Genomic DNA, 22985 nt, shown 5'->3' on the forward strand with positions numbered 1-22985 from the left:
GCGCGCGGCACACATGACTTACGAACTGACGGGGCGTAGGGCCACCAGCACCGTGTCGACGAGGAGTTCCGACAGGCCCTCGGGGAGGTCCGCGTCGAAGCGCATGACGGTGCGCAGGAGCATCGGGCCGACCAGCATGTCGTTCATCAGCTCGGGGTCGAGGTCGGTACGGAGCTCACCGTTCTCCTGGGCCCGGCGCAGGAGGTCGACCTGCTTGCGGCGGCGGGGTTCCACGACGGTCGCGTGGTAGGCGGCCCACACCTTCGGGGTGCTCTTCATCTGCGCGTACACGTTGTGCAGGAGCGCCGAGGACCGGGTCATCAGGCCGCGCTGGCGCAGCTGTTCCATCATGGCGACGAGGTCGTCGCGCAGCGAGGTGCCGGGCAGTTCGGGGTCGTGCGGCTCGGCCTCGCGGACGACGTCGACGAACAGCTCCTCCTTGCCCGGCCAGCGGCGGTAGATGGCGGCCTTGCCGACTCCGGCGGTACGGGCGATGCGCTCGATGGAGAGTTCGGCCAGCGGCACGCCGTCCTCAAGGAGCTTCATCACGCCCTCCGTGATGGCCCGTTCGACGGCCTCGCTGCGCGGACGTCCCCTGGTGGGCGCGCACGCCCGGGTCCCGCTGTCGGCGCCCTTGTCGGTACCGGTGCCGGTGGCGGTGCCGTTGTCGGCAAGGCTCACTTCACTCCGTCCCTTCGCTGTTCCCCCCGTTCGCGTCTGTGGTGATTGTCGTCGCTATTCGCCTACGACGACCAACTCCGGCTCTTCCTTGCCCTCTTGAGGCACCGGCGGCTTGCCGGGCAGGAAGAGGAACGCCACTACGGCGCCGACGATCGCGACGCCCGCGCCGCACAGGGCGGTCACGTGCATGGCGTGCAGGAAGGCGTCGTTGGCCGGGGTGACCAGGGCCTTACCCTGCGGGCCGAGCTTCGCGGCGACACCGAGGGTGGCCTCGATGGACTCGCCGGCGGTGTCGCGCAGGGCGGCCGGGACCGAGCCGAGCTTGCCCTCGATGCCGTTGCGGTACGCCGTGGACAGCACCGAGCCGAGGACGGCGATGCCGAGGGCGCCGCCGACCTGGCGGAAGGTGTTGCTCAGCGCGGACGCGGAGCCCGCCTTCTCACGCGGCAGGGCCTGCATGATCACGACACTGGTCGGGGTCATGACGTGGGCCATGCCCGCGCCCATGAGGAAGAAGATGACCTCCAGGATCCAGATCGGCGTGTCCGCCTTGAGGGTCGCGAAGGCGGCGAGCATCCCGGCGAGCAGCAGCAGGCCGACGCCGGTCGTGATCTTGTTGCCGAACCGGTTGACGACCAGCCGGGCCCGCGGTGCGAAGATCATCTGCGCGGCGGCCAGCGGCAGCATCAACAGGCCGGTCTGCAGCGGCGAGTAGCCGCGCACGCTCTGGGTGTAGAAGACCGAGAAGAAGGTCACGCCCATCAGCGCGAAGAAGACCAGCGCGATGGCGGCGATCGCGGCCGAGAACACCTTGTTCTTGAAGTACGTGACGTCGATCGACGGGTGGTCGCTGCGCTTCTCGAACCAGACGAACCCGGCGAGCACCACGACACCGGCGATGATCGTCGCCAGCACCTTGGGCGCCGTGAAGTCGGCCAGCTCGCCGCCCTCGATGATGCCGTAGACCAGCAGGACGAGGCCTACGACGGACAGGACGACGCCGACCGGGTCGAGGCGGCCGGGCTTCGGGTCGCGGGAGTCGGGGACCAGCCAGATCATCAGGGCGAGGGCGATCAGCACGATCGGCACGTTGATCAGGAAGACCGAGCCCCACCAGAAGTGGTCGAGGAGCACGCCGCCGGTGATCGGGCCGATCGCGATGGCGAGGCCGACGCCGCCGGCCCAGATGCCGATGGCCTTGGGCTGCTCGTCGCGCTCGAAGACGTTCATGAGGACGGCGAGGGTGGCGGGCATCACGAAGGCCGCGCCGAGGGCCATCAGGGCGCGGTAGCCGATGAGTTGGTCCGGCGAGCCGGACTCGGCGGCGAGCGCGGAGCCGATGCCGAACACGACGAGCCCGCCGAGCAGGACCTTCTTGCGGCCGATGCGGTCACCGAGGAGGCCCGCGGTGAAGAGCAGGCCGGCGAAGACGAGGGTGTAGGCGTTGATCGCCCACTCCAGCTCGCTCTGTGTCGCGCCCAGGCCGGTCGGGGCCGGGGTGGAGATGGTCTTGATGGCGACGTTGAGGATCGAGTTGTCGAGCACCACGATGAGCAGGCTCAGCATCAGCACGCCGAGGATGGCCCAGCGGCGGCGGTGCACCGCTTCGGGTATCCGGGTGCCAGGGACGGGTGGAGTGGTCATGCGGTCCAGACTAGGGAGCCGCGGGCCAATTACGATACGGGTCCGTGCCGTATCGTAAATATTTTACTCAGGCCTTACGTATGACTCCTCACGCATGCCTCCTCACGTGATGCGGATGACTGGGGTCCCTCTGGCCCTCTGTGGCACGAGGTGCCACCATGGAGGGGATCCGGGGACGCCGTGAGGGCGCCTCGAGATGACGAAGGAGCCGTTGCAATGACGCAGCTTTCGGCTGCCCAGGCTGGGAAGACCAGCTCCTCCGACGGCAGCAAGGCGCTGTACGGAGGCAAGGGCACACGACGCATCACCGTCCGGGACATCGCTCTCGCCAAGGAACGCGGCGAGAAGTGGCCCATGCTCACCGCCTACGACGCGATGACCGCGTCCGTCTTCGACGAGGCCGGGATCCCGGTCATGCTCGTCGGGGACTCGGCGGGGAACTGCCATCTCGGGTACGAGTCGACCGTGCCGGTCACGCTGGACGAGATGGCCATGCTGTCCGCGGCCGTCGTACGCGGTACGAGCCGTGCGCTGATCGTCGCGGACCTGCCGTTCGGGTCCTACCAGGAGGGTCCGGTGCAGGCGCTGCGCTCGGCGACCCGGCTGGTGAAGGAGGCGGGCGTGGGGGCCGTGAAGCTGGAGGGCGGTGAGCGGTCGCACGAGCAGATCCGGCTGCTCGTCGAGTCCGGGATTCCGGTGATGGCGCACATCGGGCTCACTCCGCAGTCCGTGAACTCGATGGGGTACCGGGTGCAGGGGCGGGGCGAGGAGGCGGCTCAGCAGTTGCTGCGGGACGCGAAGTCCGTGCAGGACGCGGGGGCGTTCGCCGTTGTCCTTGAGCTGGTGCCGGCTGAGTTGGCGGCTGAGGTGACTCGGGTGCTGCACATTCCTACGGTGGGGATCGGGGCCGGGGTCGAGACGGACGCGCAGGTGTTGGTGTGGACCGACATGCTGGGGCTTACCGGCGGGAAGATGCCGAAGTTCGTCAAGCAGTACGCCAACCTGCGCGAGGTCATGGGCAACGCGGCGAAGGCGTTTGCGGAGGATGTCGTCGGCGGAACGTTCCCCCTTGAGGAGCACTCCGTCCACTGACCGGTTCTGAGCCACTGCGGCACCATGCAGCCCCGCCGATCTTCCCCCGTCGGCGGGGCTGCCCCTTTGTCGCCTGCCGCCCGCCCCTGGGGGCTCCGCCCCCAGACCCCCGTCGGCCCTGAAGGGGCCTCCTCCTCAAACGCCGGACGGGCTGAACAATGCGGGCCTGCGTTGAGAGGTGCCGGACAGGCCTGTTTTCGCCGATCGGCGCTTTGTAGGTGACTGTCGGCGGCTGTCGGTGGGATGTAGGCGTTCTGTCGGTCGGCCCTGGCACTGTCATCCACATGACGCGAATCGACAAGAATTCCGGCGGCACGGCCGTGTCCGTGCGGGGGCTGGTCAAGCACTACGGCGAGACCAAGGCGCTGGACGGCGTCGACCTGGACGTCCGGGAGGGCACCGTGATGGGTGTGCTCGGGCCGAACGGTGCCGGTAAGACCACCCTCGTACGGATCCTGTCCACGCTGCTCGCCCCCACCGCCGGCGAGGCCACCGTCGCCGGCTACGACGTCCTGCGCCAGCCCCGCCAGCTGCGCCGGGTGATAGGCCTCACCGGCCAGTACGCCTCCGTGGACGAGAAGCTCCCGGGCTGGGAGAACCTGTACATGATCGGGCGGCTGCTCGACCTGTCCCGTAAAGACTCACGGGCCCGGGCCGACGAGCTGCTGGAGCGGTTCTCGCTGACGGATGCCGCCAAGCGGCCCGCCAGTACCTACTCCGGCGGTATGCGGCGGCGGCTCGACCTGGCCGCCTCGATGATCGGGCACCCTCAGGTGCTGTTCCTCGACGAACCGACCACCGGCCTTGACCCCCGCACCCGCATGGAGGTGTGGGACGAGGTGCGGTCCATGGTCGGCGGCGGCGTGACCGTGCTGCTCACCACCCAGTACATGGAGGAGGCCGAGGCGCTCGCCTCCGAGCTGACCGTGGTGGACCACGGCAAGGTCATCGCCAACGGCGGGATCGACGAGCTGAAGGCGAAGGTCGGCGGACGGGCGCTGCGCATCCGACCGACCGATCCGCTGCAACTGCGGCCGCTGGCACGGGCGTTGGACGAGCTGGGCATCACCGGGCTGGCCACCGTCACCGTGGACGTGGAGAGCGGGACCGTCCTGGTGCCGATCCTCAGCGACGAGCAACTGACCGCCGTCGTCGGCGCGGTGAGCGCCCGCGGTCTCACCATCGCCTCCATCACCACCGAACTCCCCAGCCTGGACGAGGTGTTCCTGTCCCTCACCGGACACCGCGCCAGTGCCCCGCAGGACTCCGTGCCCACCAACGACCGCGAGGAGGTCGCCGTATGAGCGCCATCGCCGTGCGCCCCGCCGACGTCTCGACGGCGGATCCCCGTATCCCGCTGCGCAACCATCTGCGCCACACCGGCGCGCTGATCCGCCGCAACCTGCTGTGGATCCGGCAGGACCCGGAGTCGATGTTCGACGCCATCCTGTTCCCGGTCATCTTCACGCTGCTGTTCGTGTACGTCTTCGGCGGCTCGATCGGGCAGTCGCTCGGCGGCGGGCAGCACGCGTACGTGCAGTACGTCGTGCCCGGTCTGCTCGCCATGATGGGCATGAACATGGCCCAGGGGGTGGGCACCGGCTTCAACACCGACTTCAACAGCGGGGTCATGGACCGGTTCCGGTCGCTGCCCATCGGGCGCGGTTCGGTGCTGGTCGCCAAGATCGTGGTCGAGATCATGCGCATGCTGGTCGCGTGCGCCGTGCTGATGGTCGTCGGCGTCCTCGTCGGCTTCGACATCCACCGCTGGGGCGGCATGTTCGCCGCGATCGGGCTGTCCGCGGTGTTCGGCTCGGCCCTGATGTGGGTGTTCATCACCCTCGGCGTGACCATGAAGAGCGCGCAGTCCGTGCAGGCCATGGGCTTCCTGTTCCTGATGCCGCTCCAGTTCGGCTCGTCGATCTTCGCGCCGACCGGGTCGATGCCGGGCTGGCTGCAGAAGTTCACCGACTACAACCCGCTGTCCTCCCTGGCGGACGCGGCCCGCGGGCTGATGGTGGGCGGCCCGGTCGCCCACGGTGTGCTGCTGACGCTGGCCTGGTCGGTGGGGCTCACCGCGGTGATGGCCCCGATCGCCATCTACAAGTTCCGCACCAAGACCTGACCGCGCCGGACCGGTACGCACCACAGTCGCGTCCCACCGGTACGCGTCGGCGTCACACCAGGGCGACGGCCTCCTCCAGGGAGAGGCCGTCGCCTTCGGCGTACCCGGCCGCGCAGGTCTCGTAGGCCTCGTCACCGAGTGCGGCGCGCGCGTGCCGCTCGGCCTGGAGGTAGACCTCGCGCTCCATCGACGTCGCGACATGCCCGGACGGCAACAGCGCCCGCGCCGTGACGAGGCAGCGGACGGCGTCACGGGCCCGGCCGCCGCCGTCGGTCTCGGCGAGGGCGATCGCGGCCAGTCCCAGGTACAGCGGGGTCATGTGCGGGGCGATGGCCTCGGACAGCGGGTCGCCCGCGCGGTGCAGGGCCCGCCGGATCTTGTCCAGGGCCTCGTCGTAGTCGTCGTCGACCGTCGCCACCCAGGCCTCCAGGCCGAGGATGTACGCGTCGAAGACGACGAAGTGGGAGATGGTGAACTGCTCGCGCAGCAGGCGCAGTTGCTCACGCGCCTCGGCGGGCCGGCCGGTCATGGCGAGGTAGCCCGCGAGGAACATCCGGGCGGCGGGCATCGCCTCGTTGCCCCCGCCGTACGGCTGCTTCTCGACCACCTCGCGCAGGATGCGCTCGCCCCGCTCGGCCTCGCCGCCCTCGACGAGCACGCTGCCGAGCCGGGCGCCGAGCACGGCCGTCTGACCGTGCGCGCCGAGCCGTTCGGCGTGTTCGATCGCGGCCTCGTAGTCGGCGGCGGCGAGCCCGAACTCGCCGATGCGTTCCCGGGCTTCGGCCCGCGCGGAGAGCGCCTCTGCGGTGCCCCAGGCGTCGCCGAGGCGGCGGAAGATCTCCAGCGACTCGTCGGCGTCGCGGACCGCGTCGCCCGCCCAGTCGCTGCGGTTGGCGAGCATGTTGGCGCGCATCTGGAGGGTGGTGGCCAGCTCCCACTCCATGCCGGGGGTGGCCCGGCAGGTGCGGACGGCGGCTTCGAGGATGCCCGGCAGCCGCTCCACGTTGCCGGTCATCAGCACGGCGTAGAACCAGAGCATGCCGGGGGTGCGGCAGGTCTGCGGGTGGCCGGGTTCGTAGACCTCGGTGATCAGGCGGAGTTTCTCCTTCGCCGCCGGTGCCTCCCAGGCCTCCAACTCCGTGTCCATCCAGCCCAGATGGGCGAGGTGGACCCCGCGCCTGGCCTCGGTGAGGAGTTCGCCGGTGAGCGGGGGCGGGACGTCGGTGCAGCGCTGCCAGACGGGTTCGGCGCGCCGGACGGGGGCGGTGAAGGGGTCGGGGCCCAGCGCCATCACCTCGACGCACCAGTTGCGGGCCTCGATGCGGACGTCGCGCATCTGCCAGTACCAGACCAGCGACAGGACGAGGCAGATGGCCTCCTGCTCGTCGCGCTCGGCGACGGCGTGCCGCAGGGCGGTGCGGAGGTTCTCGTACTCGAGCTCCAGCCGTCCTACGGCGGCGAGTTGGCCGGGGCCGCGCAGCAACGGGTCGGTGGTGCGGGCGAGTTCGCGGTAGTACGTCAGGTGGGCGCGCTCGGCGCGGGGGCGGCGGCCGGCCTCGTCGAGGCGTTCGCCCGCGTACTCGGCGACGGTCTCCAGGAGCCGGTAGCGCATCTCCCCCTCGCCCGAAGGGGCCGCCACCACAAGGGACTTGTCGACGAGGGAGCCGAGCGTCTCGAACGCGACCGGCCCGCACACGGCCTCGGCGGCGGCGAGGTCGCAGCCGCCGGCGAAGACGGACAGGGTGGTCAGCACGTCCCGTTCGTCCGCGTCGAGGAGGTCCCAGGACCAGTCGACGACGGCCCGCAGGGTCTGCTGGCGGGGCAGCAGGGTGCGGCTGCCGGAGGTGAGCAGGCGGAAGCGGTCGTCGAGGCGGTCGGCGATCTGACGCGGCGTCAGCATCCTCAGCCGGGCGGCCGCCAGCTCGATGGCGAGGGGCAGCCCGTCGAGCCGCCGGCAGATCTCGGCGCAGGCCTCGGGGTCGTCCTCGACGCTGAACCCCGGCCGGGCGGCGCCGCCCCGGTCGGCGAGCAGCCGGAGCGCGACGGGGTCGGGCAAGGGTTCCACCGGGCGCAGCAACTCGCCCGGTACGCCCAGGGGTTCGCGGCTGGTGGCGAGCACGGTGAGGCCGGGGCAGCGCTCCAGCAGGGTCTCCACGAGGCGGGCGGCGGCGTCCACGACGTGCTCGCAGTTGTCGAGGACGATCAGCATCCGGCGGCTGCCGCAGTGTTCGGCGAGGCGGTCGACGGGGGCGTCGTGCCGCTCGCCGCCGGCGGCCCGGATCGCCTCGGCGCCGGCGCCGTACATCACGGTCTCGCGCGCACCAACTGCCGTGAGCACGGCCGTCGGTACGGCGTCGGGGTCGTCCACGGGGGCGAGTTCGGCCAGCCACACCCCGTCCCGGGCCGCGTCCCGCACGCCTTCGGCGGCCTCCTGCGACAGCCGCGTCTTCCCGGCCCCACCGGGCCCGAGCAGCGTCACGAGCCGGGCGGACGCGAGGTCCCCCCGGATGACGTCGATGTCGGCCTCCCGGCCGACGAAGGAGGTGAGACGGGCGCGGAGGTTGCCGGGGGGTGGGGTGGGGAGCCCGCCGGGGGTGGGAGGGGCCGGGGTGCTGTTGGCGGGGGCGGGGACGTCGGTGCCGGGGCTGCGGTGACCGGCGTTGCCGGCGGACCCGCCGCGAGGGCCTGGGCCGTAGCCGTCGCCCGGTCCGGCGAGGCCGTCGGAGGCGCCAGGTCCGTCGAACCCGGCACGGCCGCCAGGAGGCCCACCGAGTCCGCCGCGGCCACCGGACCCACCGTCCCACGGGCTCAACAACTCCCCGTGCAGCGCCCGCAGTTCGGGACCCGGGTCGGAGCCCAGCCGGTCCGCCAGCAGCTGGCGTACGTCCTCGTAGGCGGCCAGTGCCTCCGCTGTGCGGCCTGTGGCGCGGAGGGCTCGGAGGCGTAGGGACTGGAGGGGTTCGTCGAGGGGGTGGGTGTCGCAGAGGGCGGTCAGTTCGGGGAGGGCGGTGTCCGCGTCGCCGAGGGAGACGGCCGCGGTGAGGCGGGCTCGGCGGGCGTCGAGGTGACGGGTCTCCCAGCGGGCCGCCTCCGCCGTGCGGTCGGGGAGGTCGGCCAGGGCCGGGCCGTTCCACAGGGCGAGCGCGTCGTCCAGGACCTCGGCCGCCTTCGCGGGTTGCCGTCGGCCAGCGCCCGCAGTCCCTCCCCCGTCAGCCGCTCGAAACGGTGCAGGTCGATGTCCTCGGGGGCGGCGGCCAGCCGGTACCCGCTCTCCGCCGAGGTGATCGCGTCGGCGCCGAGCGCCCGGCGCAGCCTGCCCACCAGCGCCTGGAGCGCGCCGGTCGCGTCGGCGGGCGTGTCCACGCCCCACACCTCGTCCACCAGGAAGCTCGCGGTCACGGCCTTGCCGGGGCGCAGGGCGAGCACGGTGAGCAGGGCGCGCAGCCGCGCCCCGCCGACCGGGACGGGGGTGCCGTCGGGGCGGAGTGCCTGGGTGGTGCCGAGAATGCGGTAGCGCACGGGGTCCATTGTCTCCGGTGGCGTGGAAAGCGGTCACGGGGTTACGGCGGCGCGGCGCCGGACGCGGTACGACGGCCCCGGGGAAGCCCCCCTCCCGAGAAACCCCGAGGGGTGACGGGGTCGTAGGACGCGTGTCAGAGTCCCATGTCCCCACCTTCCCCTGTCCCCCGCCCACGTCTCCCGCCCGCATACCTTCCCTACCTTCCCCGGAACCGACGGCCGCTCGCGAGACGTTTTCCCCTAGTGCCCGGTACCGTCGGGCTTCGCGTCCACCGACCCAGCAGGGAGCCCGCCCCATGACCGCCACCACCACCCGCCCCAGTGACCGGCGGATCAGTCCCGTCTTCCTCGGGATCCTGGCTGTCACGGCGGTGACCGGCTGGGCCACCTGGACCGGGTTCGCCGAGCAGCCGGGCGTCGCCGTGTTCCTGTTCGTGACGGCGGCCTGGATCGTCTCCCTGTGTCTGCACGAGTACGCGCACGCCCGCACCGCCCTGCACAGCGGTGACATCTCGATCGGCTCGAAGGGCTATCTGACCCTCAACCCGATGAAGTACACGCACGCCCTGCTCAGCATCGTGCTCCCGGTGATCTTCGTCATCATGGGCGGCATCGGTCTGCCGGGCGGCGCGGTGTTCATCGAGCGGGGCCGCATTCACGGCCGGTGGAAGCACAGCCTGATCTCGGCGGCGGGCCCGCTGACGAACGTGCTGTTCGCGGCGGTCTGCACGGCGCCTTTCTGGCTGCACGCACTCGACGGGGTGCCGGCCGACTTCCAGTACGCGCTGGCCTTCCTGGCCCTGCTCCAGGTGACCGCGGCGATCCTGAACTTCCTGCCGGTGCCGGGCCTGGACGGCTACGGCGTGATCGAGCCCTGGCTGTCGAACGACATCAAGCGGCAGGTCGAGCCGTTCGCGCCGTTCGGCCTGCTGTTCGTGTTCGCGCTGCTGTGGGTGCCGTCGATCAACCGGGAGTTCTTCGACATGATCGACGCGATCCTGCGGGGGCTGGGCGTCAGCGACTGGCAGACGTCGAACGGCTACAGCCTCTACCAGTTCTGGCGCTAGGCGGCACGGCCGCGCTTCAGGTAGTACCAGCACATGTTGGACGAGAGGCCCGCGAGCAGGACCCACACGATCCCGAGCAAGCTGCCCTCCACGAAGGAGACGACCGCCGCGGCCACGGCGAGCAGGCAGACGACGAGGGCGTAGAGGGCGAGGCGGGGCATGGGGTCGGCTCCTGTCGGCAGAACGAAGGCACAGTGGAAGAGGGCACTGGGGGACACTGGTGGGGTCGGTCGCCACCAGTGTCCCAGTGTCCCCCACCCGCTCAGACGTCCGTGACGCGCAGTCCCGCGTGGGCCTTGTAGCGGCGGTTGACGGAGATCAGGTTCGCGACCAGGGACTCCACCTGGTGGGCGTTGCGCAGCCGGCCGGCGAAGACACCGCGCATGCCGGGGATACGGCCGGCCAGCGCCTGCACGATCTCGACGTCGGCGCGCTCCTCGCCCAGGACCATCACGTCCGTGTCGATCTCGGCGATCTCCTGGTCCATGAGCAGCACCGCCGACAGGTGGTGGAAGGCGGCGGCGACCCGCGAGTCGGGCAGCAGGGCGGCGGCCTGTTCGGCGGCGCTGCCCTCCTCCGGCTTCAGCGCGTAGGCGCCCTTCTTGTCGAAGCCGAGCGGGTTGACGCAGTCGACGACGAGCTTGCCGGCCAACTCCTCGCGCAACGACTCCAGGGTCTTGCCGTGGCCGTCCCAGGGCACGGCGACGATCACGACGTCGCTGCGGCGCGCGGTCTCGGCGTTGTCGGCGCCCTCGACCCCGTGGCCGAGTTCGTCGGCGGCGGCCTGCGCGCGGTCGGCGGCGCGGGAGCCGATGATCACCTTCTGGCCGGCCTTGGCCAGCCGGTAGGCGAGGCCCTTGCCCTGCGGCCCGGTCCCGCCGAGCACGCCGACGACCAGTCCGGAGACGTCGGGGAGGTCCCACGGGTCCTTGGCGGGGGCCTTCGCGGGGGCGGCCGCGGAGTCCGTCGCGGGGGTCTGTGCAGCACTGTCGGTAGAGGTCATGGGCCGACTTTACGTCCGCCTCCGCACCCTTATCGGCTCAGGTGAGGTCCGTCACGGGGACCCGTCGGAACGTGATCGTCTCGTACGGCCCGAAGTCGCCGGTCTCGTAGAGGAGTCCGACCGTGTCGTCGTCGACGCGTACGAGGTCGGAGTAGGCGGCGGGCAGTCCGTCGACCGTGTGCACCGGGCGCCAGGTGGTGCCGGCGTCGGTGGAGGCGCGCAGGGTCATCAGGGCGCGGGCGGCCGGGTCGCCGGGGCCGGAGTACAACAGCACGTCGGGGTCGCGGAGTTGGAGGACGCTGGCCTCGCAGACGGGGGCGGTGAGGCCGGCCTGCGGGCGGAAGGGCTTCACCAGGGTGGTGCCGCCGTCCGCCGAGTACGCGTCGGCGCGGTGGCCGGGGGCCGTCGCGTCGTTGCGGGTGTTGAAGTAGACGCGCCCGTCCGGGAGTTCGGCGGCGGTGGTCTCGTTGCAGTTGACGTAGCCGTCCGGGTTCTCGTCGACGTAGCCGATGGACCAGGTCTCGCCCTTGTCGTCGCTGAGCAGACAGTGGCCGCTGTTGTACTTCGCCTCGTTTCCTACGTCCTTTCCGGTGGGCGGGATCGTGTGGTTGGCGGCGACGACCACCCGGCCGGTGCTCAGCTGGATCGCGTGGCCGGGCGTGGTGGCGTACCAGCGCCACTCGGGCTTCTTCACCTGGGCGGTGATCTCCTTCGAACTCGACCAGGTGACACCGTCGTCGTCGCTGTAGCGCACCCAGATCCGGCGCCCGTCGGCCGCCGGCACCTGGCCGCGCAGGATGGCGTCCTCGGTGGCGGTGGCGGTCGCGCGGACGTACACGAGCAGGACGCGGCCGGTGTCGAGGACGACGGGGGCGGGGTTGCCCGCGAGGTGGGGGCCGTTGGTGGCGGCGGCGGTGATCGGGCCCCAGGTGCGGCCGCCGTCCGTGGAGCGCCGCAGGACGATCTCGATGTGGCCGTGGTCGCTCGCGGAGTCGACGCGGCCCTCGCAGAACGCCAGGACGGTGCCGGCGGCGCTGACCACGACGGCCGGGATCCGGTAGCTCGCGTAGCCTCCCTGGCCGGCGACGAAGGGGACGGTTACTTCTGTGGTTGCTTCTGTGGTTGCTTCTGTGGTTTCTGTCATGAGGTGACTCCTTGTGCGGCCTATGAGCCCGCACCATCCCCAAGTTGGGCGAATTCGTGGTGAACTCCACGTCACGAACGGCCGGTTGGGGCAGGATGCGCGGACATGGATGCCGTACGGGTTGCGCTGTTGCGTGAAGTGCTCGCCGGGACCGAGTGGTTGGGGGCGACACGACGGTTCGCGGGGGTGTTGCGCGGGTCGGTGGTGTCGCACGGGGGCGGGTTGCTGCTGGTGGGTACGCCCGCGTATGAGCCGTGGCATCTCGCGGCGCATCTCGTCGACGAGGCGGCCTGGTCGGGTACGCCGGAGTTGGCGCCGACTCTTGTACGGCACGACGCGCGTCCCTCGGATCCGGCGCACCTGGCGGTCGGGCTCGGCCGGATCGAGGCGGCCCGGCGTGGGGAGACGCTGCTGGTGGTGTCCCCCGAGGGCCCCGGTGACCCGCTCCTGGAACGGGTGCACGATGCCCGCCGGGCCGGGGCGACCGTCCTCGCGCTGGGCTCCGGTGACCGTGAACTCGCCTCCCTGGCCCACGAGTCGCTCCCTGTACCGCCGGGAACTGACCTGGACCTGGACACCGTGCAGCACCTCGTGAGCGCGGCGGCCGGGGAGAATGTGTTGCCGGTGACGCGGGGGCGCCGGCGTTTCCGTGACCGCTTGTCCCGCCTGACGGACCATTTGACGGCACCGCCGCCTGCGCCTTGGTAAGAGGTTTCCCACCCACCCACCCGTCTCGGTCAGTTGAGAGGTGGACGAGAAGCACGGGACGAGGCCACCGTCTCCTCCCAAGTGACCGTGGCGGGCAGTCACCGCCGCCAGTTTCCCACCCACCCACCCGTCTAGGGCGGTTGAGAAGTGGACGAGCAAAGCGGGACCACGCCCCCGCCGCCTCCAAGTGACCGCAGCGCATCGGCACCGCCACCAGGTGCCCACCCGCCCGCCGGCCTTGGCCAGTTGGGAAAAGTGGATGAGAAGAGCGGTGCCAGACCGCCGCAGGCCACCCACACGTCTCGGCCCGTCAACAACGGGACACGGAAAGCGGTGCCAGACCGCCGCCCCCAAGCGACCGAGGCAGCTCGTCACCACCAACTCCCCACACCACCCGGCCACCCCCAACTCCCCACCCCACCCGGCCACCCCCAACTCCCCACCCCACCCGGCCACCACCAGCTGCCCACCCCACCGCCCGACCGCCCAACACCCCCACCTAATCCAGTCACCCCGCCCGAAGCCCCCCAAAAAATCCGCTTGCCACCCCCACCCCCCACCCCGACCATTGCCCCTCGTGACCGACAGCACGGATCCCCCTGTTCCCCCCGCCGATCCCCCCGCCGAACCCCCCACAGGCCTCCGCGCCCTCCTCCCCGACCTGACCCCCTGGCACGCCTCCGCCGACTTCCGCAGGCTCTGGGTCGCGGGCCTGGTTTCGAGTTTCGGCAGCTTCCTGACGTTCGTCGCGCTCCCGGTGCAGATCAAGGAACTCACCGGCTCCGCCGCGGCGGTGGGCGCGGTCGGAGCCGTGGAACTGGTCCCCCTCATCGTGTTCGGGCTCTACGGAGGCGCCCTCGCCGACGCGTGGGACAAGCGGAAGCTGATCGTGTGGACCGAGGTCGGACTGGGCGTGCTGTGCGGGGCGTTGCTGTTCAACTCGTTGTTGCCGCGGCCCGCCCTGTGGCCGCTGTATGTGATCGCCGCCCTGACCTCCGTGCTCGGCGCGATCCAGCGGCCCGCGCTGGACTCCCTGTGGCCGCGGATCGTGGCGCACGAGCACATGACGGCCGCCTCCGCGCTCAACTCCCTGCGCTGGACGGTCGGCGGGGTCACCGGACCGGCGGTGGCGGGCGTGGTCGTGGCGTTCGCGGGGCTGCCGTACGCGTTCGCGGCGGACACGGTGACGTATGGGATCTCCGTGGTCCTGATCTTCCGTATCGCCGCCTCGCCCGGCGCCCACGAGGCGCGCAAGCCGTCGCTGAGGTCCATCGCCGAGGGCGCCCGGTACGCCTGGAGCCGCAAGGAACTCCTGGGTACGTACGCCATCGACCTCGCGGCGATGTTCTTCGCGATGCCGCTCGCGGTGCTGCCGTTCCTCGCCGATGATCTGCACGCGCCGTGGGCGCTGGGGCTGATGTACTCGACCGTCCCGGCCGGTGCCCTGCTGGTGAGTGTGACCAGCGGCTGGACGTCCCGGATCCACCGGCACGGGCGGATGGTGGTGCTGGCGGCGGCGTTGTGGGGCGCGGCGATCGCCTGCGCGGGCGCGGTCGGGAACGTGTGGCTGGTGCTGCTGTTCCTCACCGTCGCGGGCGGCTGCGACATGGTCAGCGGCATCTTCCGCGGGGTCATCTGGAACCAGACGATCCCGGACGAGCTGCGCGGCAGGCTCGCCGGGATCGAGCTGCTGTCCTACTCGGTGGGCCCGCAGCTGGGCCAGGTCAGATCCGGTGGCATGGCCGCCCTGTCCGGGGTGCGGACGTCGGTGTGGGCGGGCGGGCTGATGTGCGTCGGCGCGGTGGGGCTGCTGGCCGCAGGACTGCCGAAGCTGATGTCGTACGACGCGAGGACGGACGAGCACGCGCTACGGCTGAAGGCGCGACGCGCGGCGCCGACTCCCCCGCCCGCACCCTCTCCCGCTTCCTCGCCCTCTCCCGCACCCTCGCCCGCTCCCTCGACGTCCCCGGCCGGGGACTGATCAGTCGTCGGTGTTCCCCTTGGCCGCGTCGTGCCACTTGGGGTCGTTCTCCCACTCCAGGTTGCGCTCGCGGGCCGTCTCCATCGCGTGTTCGGCCTCGGCGCGGGTGGTGTACGGCCCGAACCGGTCCTTGGCGGGGCACTCCGGCCCCTCCTCGACCTTCTTGTGTTCGAGGCAGTAGTACCACTCGCCGGGCTTCCCGACCGTGCGCTTCTTGAACAGGGCCATCAACGGCTCCTTTCCCTACGGCCATGTTCCCCCATGTCCGCTGGTTAGACTCGCTGGCATGTCTGGCCAGTCGCTGCTCGTACCAGGGGAGCTCTCCCCCACCCGTCCCGTGCCCGGAAACATCCGTCGCCCCGAGTACGTCGGCAAGCCCGCGCCGACCCCGTACACCGGGCCGGAGGTGCAGACCCCCGAGACGATCGAGGCGATGCGCGTCGCCGGGCGGATCGCCGCGCGGGCGATGGCGGAGGCCGCGAAGATCATCTCGCCGGGGGTGACCACGGACGAGATCGACAAGGTCGCGCACGAGTACATGTGCGACCACGGCGCCTATCCGTCCACGCTCGGCTACCGCGGCTTCCCCAAGTCCCTGTGCACCTCGCTCAACGAGGTGATCTGCCACGGCATTCCGGACTCCACGGTGCTGCGCGACGGCGACATCATCAACCTCGACGTGACGGCGTACATCGGCGGGGTGCACGGCGACAACAACGCGACCTACCTGGTCGGTGACGTCGACGAGGAGTCCAGGCTGCTGGTCGAGCGCACGCGTGAGTCCCTGGACCGCGCGATCAAGGCGGTCCGGCCGGGCCGGCAGATCAACATCATCGGCCGGGTCATCGAGTCGTACGCCAAGCGCTTCGGCTACGGCGTGGTCCGGGACTTCACCGGCCACGGCATCAACTCGTCCTTCCACTCCGGCCTGATCGTCCCGCACTACGACAGCCCGCACGCGACGACGGTCATCCAGCCCGGGATGACGTTCACGATCGAGCCGATGCTGACGCTGGGGACGTACGAGTACGACATGTGGGACGACGGGTGGACGGTCGTCACGAAGGACCGGAAGCGGACGGCGCAGTTCGAGCACACGCTGGTGGTGACGGAGACGGGGGCGGAGGTTCTCACGCTGCCCTGAGGGCTCCCTCGCTGATCATGGCGGCTCGCTCCCTCGTGGGGCGGGCCGTTTTTCTTGTACGCTTTTACCGACAGAGTGTCGGCAACCTGTTGACTTAGGTAAGCCTTACCTTAGAGGATAGGGCTCATGGACTCCTTCTCGACAGTCATCCGCACCGCGTCCCACGAACAGCACGTGGAGGCAGAGACCTCCACCTTCATGAGCGATCTGCTCGGCGGCCGGCTGGGCGTGGACGCGTACGCCCGGTACACCGAGCAACTGTGGTTCGTCTACGAGGCGTTGGAGACCGGGGCGGAGCGGCTCGCGGCGGATCCGGTGGCCGGGGCGTTCATCCGGGCCGAGTTGTTCCGGCTGCCGGCGCTGGAGCGGGACCTCGCGCATCTGCGGGGTGCGGAGTGGCGGTCCGGGCTGACCGCGCTCCCTGCCACGCGGGCCTACGCGGACCGGGTGCGGGAGTGCGCCGAGGAGTGGCCGGCGGGGTACATCGCCCACCACTACACCCGTTACCTCGGGGATCTCTCCGGCGGGCAGATCATCCGGGACAAGGCGGAGCGGACCTGGGGGTTCTCCCGTAAGGGGGACGGGGTGCGGTTCTACGTGTTCGAGGGGATCGGGAACCCGGCGGCGTTCAAGCGGAGTTACCGCGAACTGCTGGATGAGGTTCGGGTCGATGATCTGGAGAAGCAGCGGATCGTGGCCGAGTGCAAGCGGGCGTTCGCGTTGAACACCGGGGTGTTCCGGGCGTTGGGTGAGGAGTTTCCGCTCTCCGCGTGACCGCACGGGCCGGACGCACCCACCGGTGTCGAAGGGGTCAGCGTTCCAGGAACACCCGGCCGCCGACCTCCACCCAACCCCCGGGCTGCGGTGCCGTGAGGATCTGGGAACCCGCCCCCTGCGTGATGTTGAGAGCCCTGCCCAACTGGTCCGTCAACAACAGCGCCGCCGCGCCCGTCGCCTCGTCCTCGTGGATGCCGTCGTCCCGACCGGGGAAGGCGCGGGCGCGGACGCGGCCCGCTGCCTCGTCCTCCCAGGCCCAGGCGTAGATCCACTCGCCGGGTGGGGGGACGGGGAGGGCGTCGACCTCGGGGGCGGTGGCGTACTGGCGGAGGGTTCGGGGTGGGGCCCACTCCGGGAGGGCCTCGATCCAGCTGAACTCTCCGTCGAGGCGGGCGCCCACGATGCCTGCGGGGGTGACCAGTTCGGGGATGTCCAGGAGCCAGGCCGTGCCGACGCAGGGGTGGCCGGCGAAGGGCAGGCGCGTGGTCGGGGTGTAGATGTCGATGACTCCGCGCTCGGGGTCGTCGACGAACACGGTCTCGCTGAAGCCGAGTTTCCCGGCGAACACCTGCCGCTCGTCCGGGTCCGGCATGACGGAACCCTCGCGGACGACGCCGAGTTCGTTGCCGTATCCGCCGCTGGGGCCGCAGAAGACACGCAGTACGTCGTAGTCAGTCACGGGGGCATTCAAACACCGCGCGGGCGGCGAGGTCATCCCAGGTGGGGGCTCCACCGTCCCGAAACGCAGCGGGGACGGACCGGGCCGGCCTGTCACGGCCAGCACCAGTCCGTCCTCCGGCAGGAACTCTCTGTGCCCCCTGATGTCCACGGGGCACAGTCTTACGCCTCCGTACGCCGCCTGCGCATCGCGAACACCACGCCCGTGCCCGCCGCCACGGTCACCGCGGCCGCCGTGCCCAGGGCCGCCGCCGGGAGCTCGGAACCGGTCGAGGCCAGCGAGCCGTTCACGTCGCCCGTCGTGGAGCCGGTGACGCCGCCGCCCGAAGTCGAGCCTGTCGTACCGGAGTTGGCGGTGCTGCCGGAGCTTCCGGAAGAGCCCGTGCCGGTCGTCGATGACGAGCCGTCCGAGGGGAGGGTCGCGTCCGTCGTCAGGGCCACCGAGAGGTCGAGGGGGTCGAGTTCGGCGCCGGTCTGGTAGAAGCCGCCGAAGGCCTTCGCGCCGGCCGCGGTCAAGGTCGCGGTGACGTCGTCGAGGGTGATGACGTCGTTCTTCGCGGTGAGGTCCGTCGAACCCGCCTTCAGGTCGGCCAGGACCACGTCCTCGGACTTCTCGCCCAGGCTCGTCACGTCCGCCGTCAGTTCGCCGGAGCCGTTGTCGAGGGTCGCCTTGAGGTCGGTGAAGGTGAGGTCGAGGCCGTAAGTGCCGTTGTCCTCATGGCCCTTGAAGTTCACCGCGCCCTCGAACGCGGCGGAGAGGGTGTCGGCGTCGGTGTCGTAAGTGCCGGTCGCGTCGGTGAAGGTGAAGACGCCGTTGCCCGCCGCCTGGGTCGCGCCGTCCGACGCGGTTATTTTGCCGTTGGCGACGCTGCCCACCACGTAGGAACGGAAGGACTCCTTCACGCCCCAGTCGAGCTTGCCGTCCGCGATCTCGCCCTCGGTGGCGGCCGGTTGGGAGGCCGTGTCCGAGGGGCTTTCGCTGCCGGGGGGCGTGGTGGTCGGGGTGGTCGGGGTGGTCGTGGCCGGCGGGGTGGTCGCGGGCGGGGACGTCGGCTGCGACGGCGTCGGCGATACGGGCGTGCTCGGAGTCGGGGACGTCGTCGACACCGGCTTGACCGCCGACAGCGGGTCACCGGCCGCGTTCGCGTACGTGTCGCTGCCGAGGAACGTGCCCGCGGCGGCGGTGAGCGTGGTGGCGAGGTCCTTCAGGTCCTGGCTGGTCGGTGCGGCGACCGTCGCGAGCGTCACGTCCTGCTGCTTGGTGCCGCCGTCCGCGACGAGGTCGGCGGTGAGGGTGCCCGCCGCGCTGTCGTACTGGAAGTCGGACATCTCCCGTACGAAGCCGTGCAGCGTCGACTTGGCGGTGACGGTGCCCTTGAAGGTCAGGTGCACGGCGTGGCTGGTGGTGTCGTAGGTGCCCGTGCCCTCGGTGAAGGTGAACGCGCCGTTGTTCGCGGCCTGCGAGGCGCCGTCGGTGGCGGTGAAGGAGCCCTGCGCGTAGGTGCTCACGTACGTGCGGTACGACTGCTTGATGCCCCAGGTCAACTCGTAGCCGCTGAGCGGGACTTCGGCCGCCGACGCGGTGGTCGTGGCGAGCGCCGTGGCGCCGAACGCGGCGGCGGTCGCGACGGCCGCGGCGAGGGCGAAGGAAAGTCGGGGGCGTCTGACGGGCATGACCGTGGTTCTCCTTGGGTTCGGGGGCATGGTCCACCAACCGGCGGACCGGGTAAGGGGGTTAGTCCGCTTCGGATGTGGCGACTTCGGCTGCCGCCGGACTGGCGCGGCGCCTGCGGACGATCAGCACCGACACCGCTGCCGCCACCAGCACGGCACCGGCCGCCAGACTGATCGGCAACGCGGCCGAACTGCCGTTGCCGCCACCTGAGTTGTCGGCGACCGGCTCCGCGGACACCGAGGGGCCGGCCGACTGCTCCTCAGGGGTCTCGCTCGCCGTGGGCGTGGTGCCGAGGTCGGGCAGCGCGGGCAACTTCGCGTCGTCGGTGAGGGCTACGGCCACCGACACCGGGTCCATGGCCGTGCCCGCCGGGTACATCCCGCCGAAGGCCTTCACGCCCTGCGCGGTGAGTTTCGCGGGGGCCTCGGTGACCTTCACCAGGCCCTTGGTCGCCTTGAGGCCCTTGGCCGCGAAGGTGACCAGCGGAACCTTCTTGCCGGTGAAGTCGGCGCCCGCGCCATCGGTTCCGGTGACGTCGGCGTAGAGCGTGCCCTTGCCGTCCTCGACCGTCGCCCGGACACCGCTGAGTTTCAGATCGAGGCCCTCCGCGCCGGTGAAGCGCACCGCGCCCTTGAACGAGGCCGTCAACTCCCCGTTCTTGTAGGTCCCTTCACCGCCCGGGAAGCGGAAGAGCGCGCCGCCGTCCTCGGCTCCGGCCGACAACGTCCACTTGCCCTTGGCGATGTCCCCGGTGACGTACTCCCGGAAGGTGCGGCGCACGCCCCAGTCGACGGCGCCGTCCGCGATCGCACCGCTCTGCGTCTTTTGCGGATCCTTCTTCGCGGCGGACCTGGTGGGTGCCGGGGTGGGCGTGGCGGTCTTGGTGGCCGCGGCCTTCACGTCCGCCGAGAGACTCACCGGGTCCAGCGCCGTACCCGCCGTGTAGTACCCGGCGAAGGACTTCGCGCCCTGTGCGGTGAGCGTGGCGGGCAGGTTGTTGAGGACGACCGCGTTGCCGCCGCCCTTCATGTCGATGCCGCCCAACGCGAGGGAGGCGAAGGGCACTTGAGAGGACGTCGTGACCGTCCCCGTGCCCTTCGCCTTGCTGGTGATGTCCAGGTAGAGGGTGCCGGTGGAGCCCGAGATACGGACCGTGGGGCGGCTCAGGGTGAGGTCGAGTTCGTAGCTGCCGTCGGTCTTCCTGTGGCCGACGAAGTGCACCCCGCCCGCGAAGGACGAGCGGAACGCGCCCGTCGAGCCGTCGTACGAACCCGTCGCCGAGGGGAAGCGGAACTGGCTGCTGCCCACGGTCGCCGCGCCGCCCGTGAGGGAGTAACTCCCGTTCGCGATGGGCCCGGTGACATAGCTCTGGAACGAGGACTTGATGCCCCAGTCGAGCCGGCCGCCCTGCACGGTACGGCTCTCGGCGTGGGCGAGGGCCGCGGGGAGGAGGGCACCCAGAATCGCCGCGCACAACACGGTGACCAGGGCTCTTGGGCGCGCGGGCATGGGTGGGTCCTCCGGATGACGACTGCCGGTAGCGAACGAAGGTAAGGCTAACCTAAGCTTTCCTCACCTGGAACGACAGTGCCCGAGAGATATCGAGAGATGCCGAGAGAGACGGACGGGACCGTGCCACGCTTGCGCACACGACTGGCGGGAGCACTGTTGTCCGTGCTCGCGCTCACGCTCACCGGATGCGGGGGCGCGGCCACGTCCGCGACCGGCGCCTCGGCGAAGGCCTCCGCACCGGCCAACCGCGTGGAGCCGCTGACCGACGCCCCGGACCCCCAACTCCCGGTCACTGTCCGGTCCGCCGACGGCAAGACGGTCACCGTCAAGAACGCGCGGCGTATCGTCCCGCTCTCCGGCAGCCTCAGCGAGATCGTGTTCACGCTCGGGCTCGGCGGGCGCGTCGTGGCCCGGGACATCACCGCGACCTTCCAACAGGCCGCGAAACTCCCCCTGGTGACCCGCAACCACGACGTCTCGGCGGAGAGCGTGCTGTCCCTCAAGCCCGATCTCGTCCTCGCGGAGACGACCACCGGACCGTCCGAGGCGATGGGCCAGATCCGTGCGGCCGGCGTTCCGGTCCTCGTCGTCGACCCGGCGAAGGGGCTGGCCGATGTCGGTCCGCGTATCCAGGCGGTGGCCGACGCGCTCGGTGTACCGGCCGCGGGGAAGGAGTTGACCAAGCGCTCCGAGGACCGGATCGCTGCCGTACGCGAGGCGATTCCGCGGCACAAGGAGAAGCCGCGGGTCGCGTTCCTGTATCTGCGCGGGTCCGCGTCCGTGTATCTGATCGGCGGCAAGGGGTCGGGGGCGACCTCGCTCCTGGAGGCGGCCGGGGCGGTCGACGCGGGCGCGGAGTCCGGCCTGAAGAAGGACTTCACCGCCATCACCACCGAGGCGCTCGCGCAGGCCGCGCCCGACGCGATTCTCGTCATGACCAAGGGACTTGAGTCGGTCGGCGGGATCGACGGCCTGGTGAAGATCCCCGGTGTCGCGCAGACCCCGGCCGGGATGAACCGGCGGGTCGTGTCGATCGAGGACGGGGTGCTCCTCAACTACGGGCCGCGTACCGACCAGGTGCTCAAGTCGCTGGTGGACCAGTTGTACGGGGGCGGGAGCGAATGACCGTGCTGGAGAAGGGGGTTGAGACCGACGTCGCGGCAACTCCCGTACGAAGAAGGCGCAGTACGGGCTGGATGCTCACCGTCGGGCTGGTGGTCGCGCTGCTCGTGCTGGTGCCGGTGGCCGCCGGACTGGGCGCGTATCCGATTCCGACCGGGGACGTCCTGGCGTCGGTGCAGCATCAACTCGGGCTCGGTGGGCGGTCGTTGGACCGCGTACCGGAGTCGGTCCTCTGGAACGTGCGTTTCCCGCGGATCGTGCTCGCGCTGCTTGTCGGGGCCTCGCTGGGGTGTGCGGGGGCGTTGATGCAGGGTGTGTTCGGGAATCCGCTCGCGGAACCCGGGGTCATCGGGGTGTCCTCGGGGGCGGCGGCGGGGGCGGTCGCGGTGATCGCGTTCGGGCTGGACTTCCTGGGGACGTGGACGGTGTCGGCGGTGGCGTTCGTCTCGGGGCTCGCCACGGTGCTGCTCGTCTACGCGATGTCGCGCTCGGGCGGGCGTACGGAGGTCGTGACGTTGATCCTCACCGGGATCGCGCTGAACGCGTTCGCGGGGGCGCTGATCGGGCTGTTCCTGTTCTTCGCGGACACGGCGGCCGTCAACCAGATCACCTTCTGGCAGCTCGGTTCGCTCTCCCAGGCGACCTGGCCGAAGGTTCTCGCGATCCTTCCGTGTGCGGTGATCGGCCTGGCCGTCGCGCCACTGCACGCCGGCCGGCTCGACCTCCTCGCGCTCGGTGAACGCCCCGCGCGTCACTTGGGAGTTGACGTCGAGCGGCTCCGGATCGTCCTGGTGCTGGTCATCGCGCTCCTCACGGCGGCGGCGGTCAGCGTGTCCGGGATCATCAGTTTCGTGGGGCTGGTCGTGCCGCACCTGCTCCGCATGGCGGCGGGGCCCGGGCACCGGTTTCTGATCCCGGCCAGTGCGCTGTTGGGCGCGCTGGTGTTGCTGGCCGCGGATCTGACGGCCCGGACGATCGCGGCGCCGGCGGAACTTCCGCTGGGTGTTCTGACTGCATTGCTCGGCAGCCCGTTCTTCTTCTGGCTGCTGCGGAGGACGCGGCGCAGGCAGGGGGGTTGGGCGTGATCCGCCCGTTTCCCGGTCGAGACTGCCA

General features: G+C 70.8%; 20 protein-coding genes and 1 pseudogene. 10 read left to right on the forward strand and 11 right to left on the reverse strand.

The features are described 5' to 3' along the window. Positions 1–18: 18 nt before the first annotated feature. Both R2B38_RS10255 and R2B38_RS10260 read right to left on the reverse strand, forming a co-directional pair. Positions 19–681, reverse strand: coding sequence for a TetR/AcrR family transcriptional regulator (locus tag R2B38_RS10255; protein ID WP_318015950.1), 663 nt, complete (start codon positions 679–681; stop codon positions 19–21). A 54-nt stretch (positions 682–735) separates the two neighbouring features. Continuing rightward, positions 736–2325, reverse strand: a complete 1590-nt coding sequence (locus R2B38_RS10260) for an MFS transporter (RefSeq protein ID WP_318015951.1) — start codon at positions 2323–2325, stop codon at positions 736–738. 216 nt (positions 2326–2541) lie between these two features. Between R2B38_RS10260 and panB the strand changes: the two genes are divergently transcribed. The 3 genes from panB (at position 2542) to R2B38_RS10275 (ending at position 5542) form a co-directional block, all read left to right on the forward strand. Next, complete coding sequence (panB, locus tag R2B38_RS10265) at positions 2542–3417, forward strand: 3-methyl-2-oxobutanoate hydroxymethyltransferase (protein WP_318015952.1); 876 nt, start codon at positions 2542–2544, stop codon at positions 3415–3417. 284 nt (positions 3418–3701) lie between these two features. Continuing rightward, positions 3702–4721, forward strand: a complete 1020-nt coding sequence (locus R2B38_RS10270) for an ATP-binding cassette domain-containing protein (RefSeq protein ID WP_318015953.1) — start codon at positions 3702–3704, stop codon at positions 4719–4721. Next, positions 4718–5542, forward strand: a complete 825-nt coding sequence (locus tag R2B38_RS10275; protein WP_318015954.1) for an ABC transporter permease — start codon at positions 4718–4720, stop codon at positions 5540–5542. The genes R2B38_RS10270 and R2B38_RS10275 overlap by 4 nt, the downstream gene beginning before the upstream one ends. A 52-nt stretch (positions 5543–5594) precedes the next feature. On the opposite strand, the gene R2B38_RS10280 is transcribed toward R2B38_RS10275, so the two are convergent. Both R2B38_RS10280 and R2B38_RS10285 read right to left on the reverse strand, forming a co-directional pair. Continuing rightward, positions 5595–8354: an AfsR family transcriptional regulator gene (locus R2B38_RS10280; RefSeq protein ID WP_318021633.1), complete on the reverse strand. Its 2760-nt coding sequence runs from the start codon at positions 8352–8354 to the stop codon at positions 5595–5597. Continuing rightward, positions 8349–9070 (reverse strand): annotated as a pseudogene (locus R2B38_RS10285) (AfsR/SARP family transcriptional regulator); the annotation flags it as partial. The pseudogene R2B38_RS10285 and the gene R2B38_RS10280, both read right to left, overlap by 6 nt. Before the next feature lie 287 nt (positions 9071–9357). On the opposite strand from R2B38_RS10285, the gene R2B38_RS10290 reads away from it, so the two are divergent. Beyond that, positions 9358–10128: a site-2 protease family protein gene (locus R2B38_RS10290; protein WP_318015955.1), complete on the forward strand. Its 771-nt coding sequence runs from the start codon at positions 9358–9360 to the stop codon at positions 10126–10128. Here the strand turns inward: R2B38_RS10290 and R2B38_RS10295 are convergent. The 3 genes from R2B38_RS10295 to R2B38_RS10305 all read right to left on the reverse strand — a co-directional run bounded on the left by R2B38_RS10295 (position 10125) and on the right by R2B38_RS10305 (position 12275). Next, the gene (locus tag R2B38_RS10295) at positions 10125–10289 is read right to left on the reverse strand and encodes a hypothetical protein (protein ID WP_318015956.1); all 165 of its coding nucleotides are present in this window, start codon (positions 10287–10289) and stop codon (positions 10125–10127) included. The genes R2B38_RS10290 and R2B38_RS10295 overlap by 4 nt on opposite strands. 101 nt (positions 10290–10390) lie before the next feature. Then, on the reverse strand, positions 10391–11131 hold the full coding sequence (gene npdG / locus R2B38_RS10300) for an NADPH-dependent F420 reductase (protein ID WP_318015957.1): 741 nt from the start codon (positions 11129–11131) through the stop codon (positions 10391–10393). Between the two features lie 37 nt (positions 11132–11168). Next, positions 11169–12275: a sialidase family protein gene (locus R2B38_RS10305; RefSeq protein ID WP_318015958.1), complete on the reverse strand. Its 1107-nt coding sequence runs from the start codon at positions 12273–12275 to the stop codon at positions 11169–11171. A 105-nt stretch (positions 12276–12380) separates the two neighbouring features. Here R2B38_RS10305 and R2B38_RS10310 point away from each other — a divergent pair, with 105 nt between their 5' ends. Both R2B38_RS10310 and R2B38_RS10315 read left to right on the forward strand, forming a co-directional pair. Continuing rightward, complete coding sequence (locus R2B38_RS10310) at positions 12381–12983, forward strand: hypothetical protein (RefSeq protein WP_033284265.1); 603 nt, start codon at positions 12381–12383, stop codon at positions 12981–12983. Positions 12984–13560: 577 nt separating this feature from the next. Next, positions 13561–14964, forward strand: a complete 1404-nt coding sequence (locus R2B38_RS10315; RefSeq protein ID WP_318015959.1) for an MFS transporter — start codon at positions 13561–13563, stop codon at positions 14962–14964. Here the strand turns inward: R2B38_RS10315 and R2B38_RS10320 are convergent, their stop codons facing one another. Beyond that, the gene (locus R2B38_RS10320; RefSeq protein WP_318015960.1) at positions 14965–15192 is read right to left on the reverse strand and encodes a hypothetical protein; all 228 of its coding nucleotides are present in this window, start codon (positions 15190–15192) and stop codon (positions 14965–14967) included. Between the two features lie 58 nt (positions 15193–15250). Between R2B38_RS10320 and map the strand changes: the two genes are divergently transcribed. Together map and R2B38_RS10330 are read left to right on the forward strand one after the other, a co-directional pair. Further along, positions 15251–16108, forward strand: coding sequence for a type I methionyl aminopeptidase (map, locus tag R2B38_RS10325; protein ID WP_033281959.1), 858 nt, complete (start codon positions 15251–15253; stop codon positions 16106–16108). Between the two features lie 126 nt (positions 16109–16234). Beyond that, positions 16235–16882: a biliverdin-producing heme oxygenase gene (locus R2B38_RS10330; RefSeq protein ID WP_318015961.1), complete on the forward strand. Its 648-nt coding sequence runs from the start codon at positions 16235–16237 to the stop codon at positions 16880–16882. A gap of 37 nt (positions 16883–16919) precedes the next feature. On the opposite strand, the gene R2B38_RS10335 is transcribed toward R2B38_RS10330, so the two are convergent. The 3 genes from R2B38_RS10335 to R2B38_RS10345 form a co-directional block, all read right to left on the reverse strand. Beyond that, entirely contained in the window at positions 16920–17564 is a 645-nt protein-coding gene (locus R2B38_RS10335; protein ID WP_317881126.1) for a PhzF family phenazine biosynthesis protein, read from the reverse strand. Between the two features lie 161 nt (positions 17565–17725). Next, positions 17726–19237, reverse strand: a complete 1512-nt coding sequence (locus R2B38_RS10340) for an HtaA domain-containing protein (protein WP_318015962.1) — start codon at positions 19235–19237, stop codon at positions 17726–17728. Positions 19238–19298: 61 nt separating this feature from the next. Next, positions 19299–20747, reverse strand: coding sequence for an HtaA domain-containing protein (locus R2B38_RS10345; RefSeq protein WP_318015963.1), 1449 nt, complete (start codon positions 20745–20747; stop codon positions 19299–19301). A gap of 99 nt (positions 20748–20846) precedes the next feature. On the opposite strand from R2B38_RS10345, the gene R2B38_RS10350 reads away from it, so the two are divergent. Together R2B38_RS10350 and R2B38_RS10355 are read left to right on the forward strand one after the other, a co-directional pair. Beyond that, on the forward strand, positions 20847–21875 hold the full coding sequence (locus R2B38_RS10350; protein WP_318015964.1) for a hemin ABC transporter substrate-binding protein: 1029 nt from the start codon (positions 20847–20849) through the stop codon (positions 21873–21875). Then, positions 21872–22957, forward strand: coding sequence for an iron ABC transporter permease (locus R2B38_RS10355; RefSeq protein ID WP_318015965.1), 1086 nt, complete (start codon positions 21872–21874; stop codon positions 22955–22957). The genes R2B38_RS10350 and R2B38_RS10355 overlap by 4 nt, the downstream gene beginning before the upstream one ends. Positions 22958–22985 lie beyond the last annotated feature (28 nt).

It is taken from the genome of Streptomyces sp. N50 (assembly GCF_033335955.1).
In the GTDB taxonomy this organism is placed as follows: Bacteria; Actinomycetota; Actinomycetes; order Streptomycetales; family Streptomycetaceae; genus Streptomyces.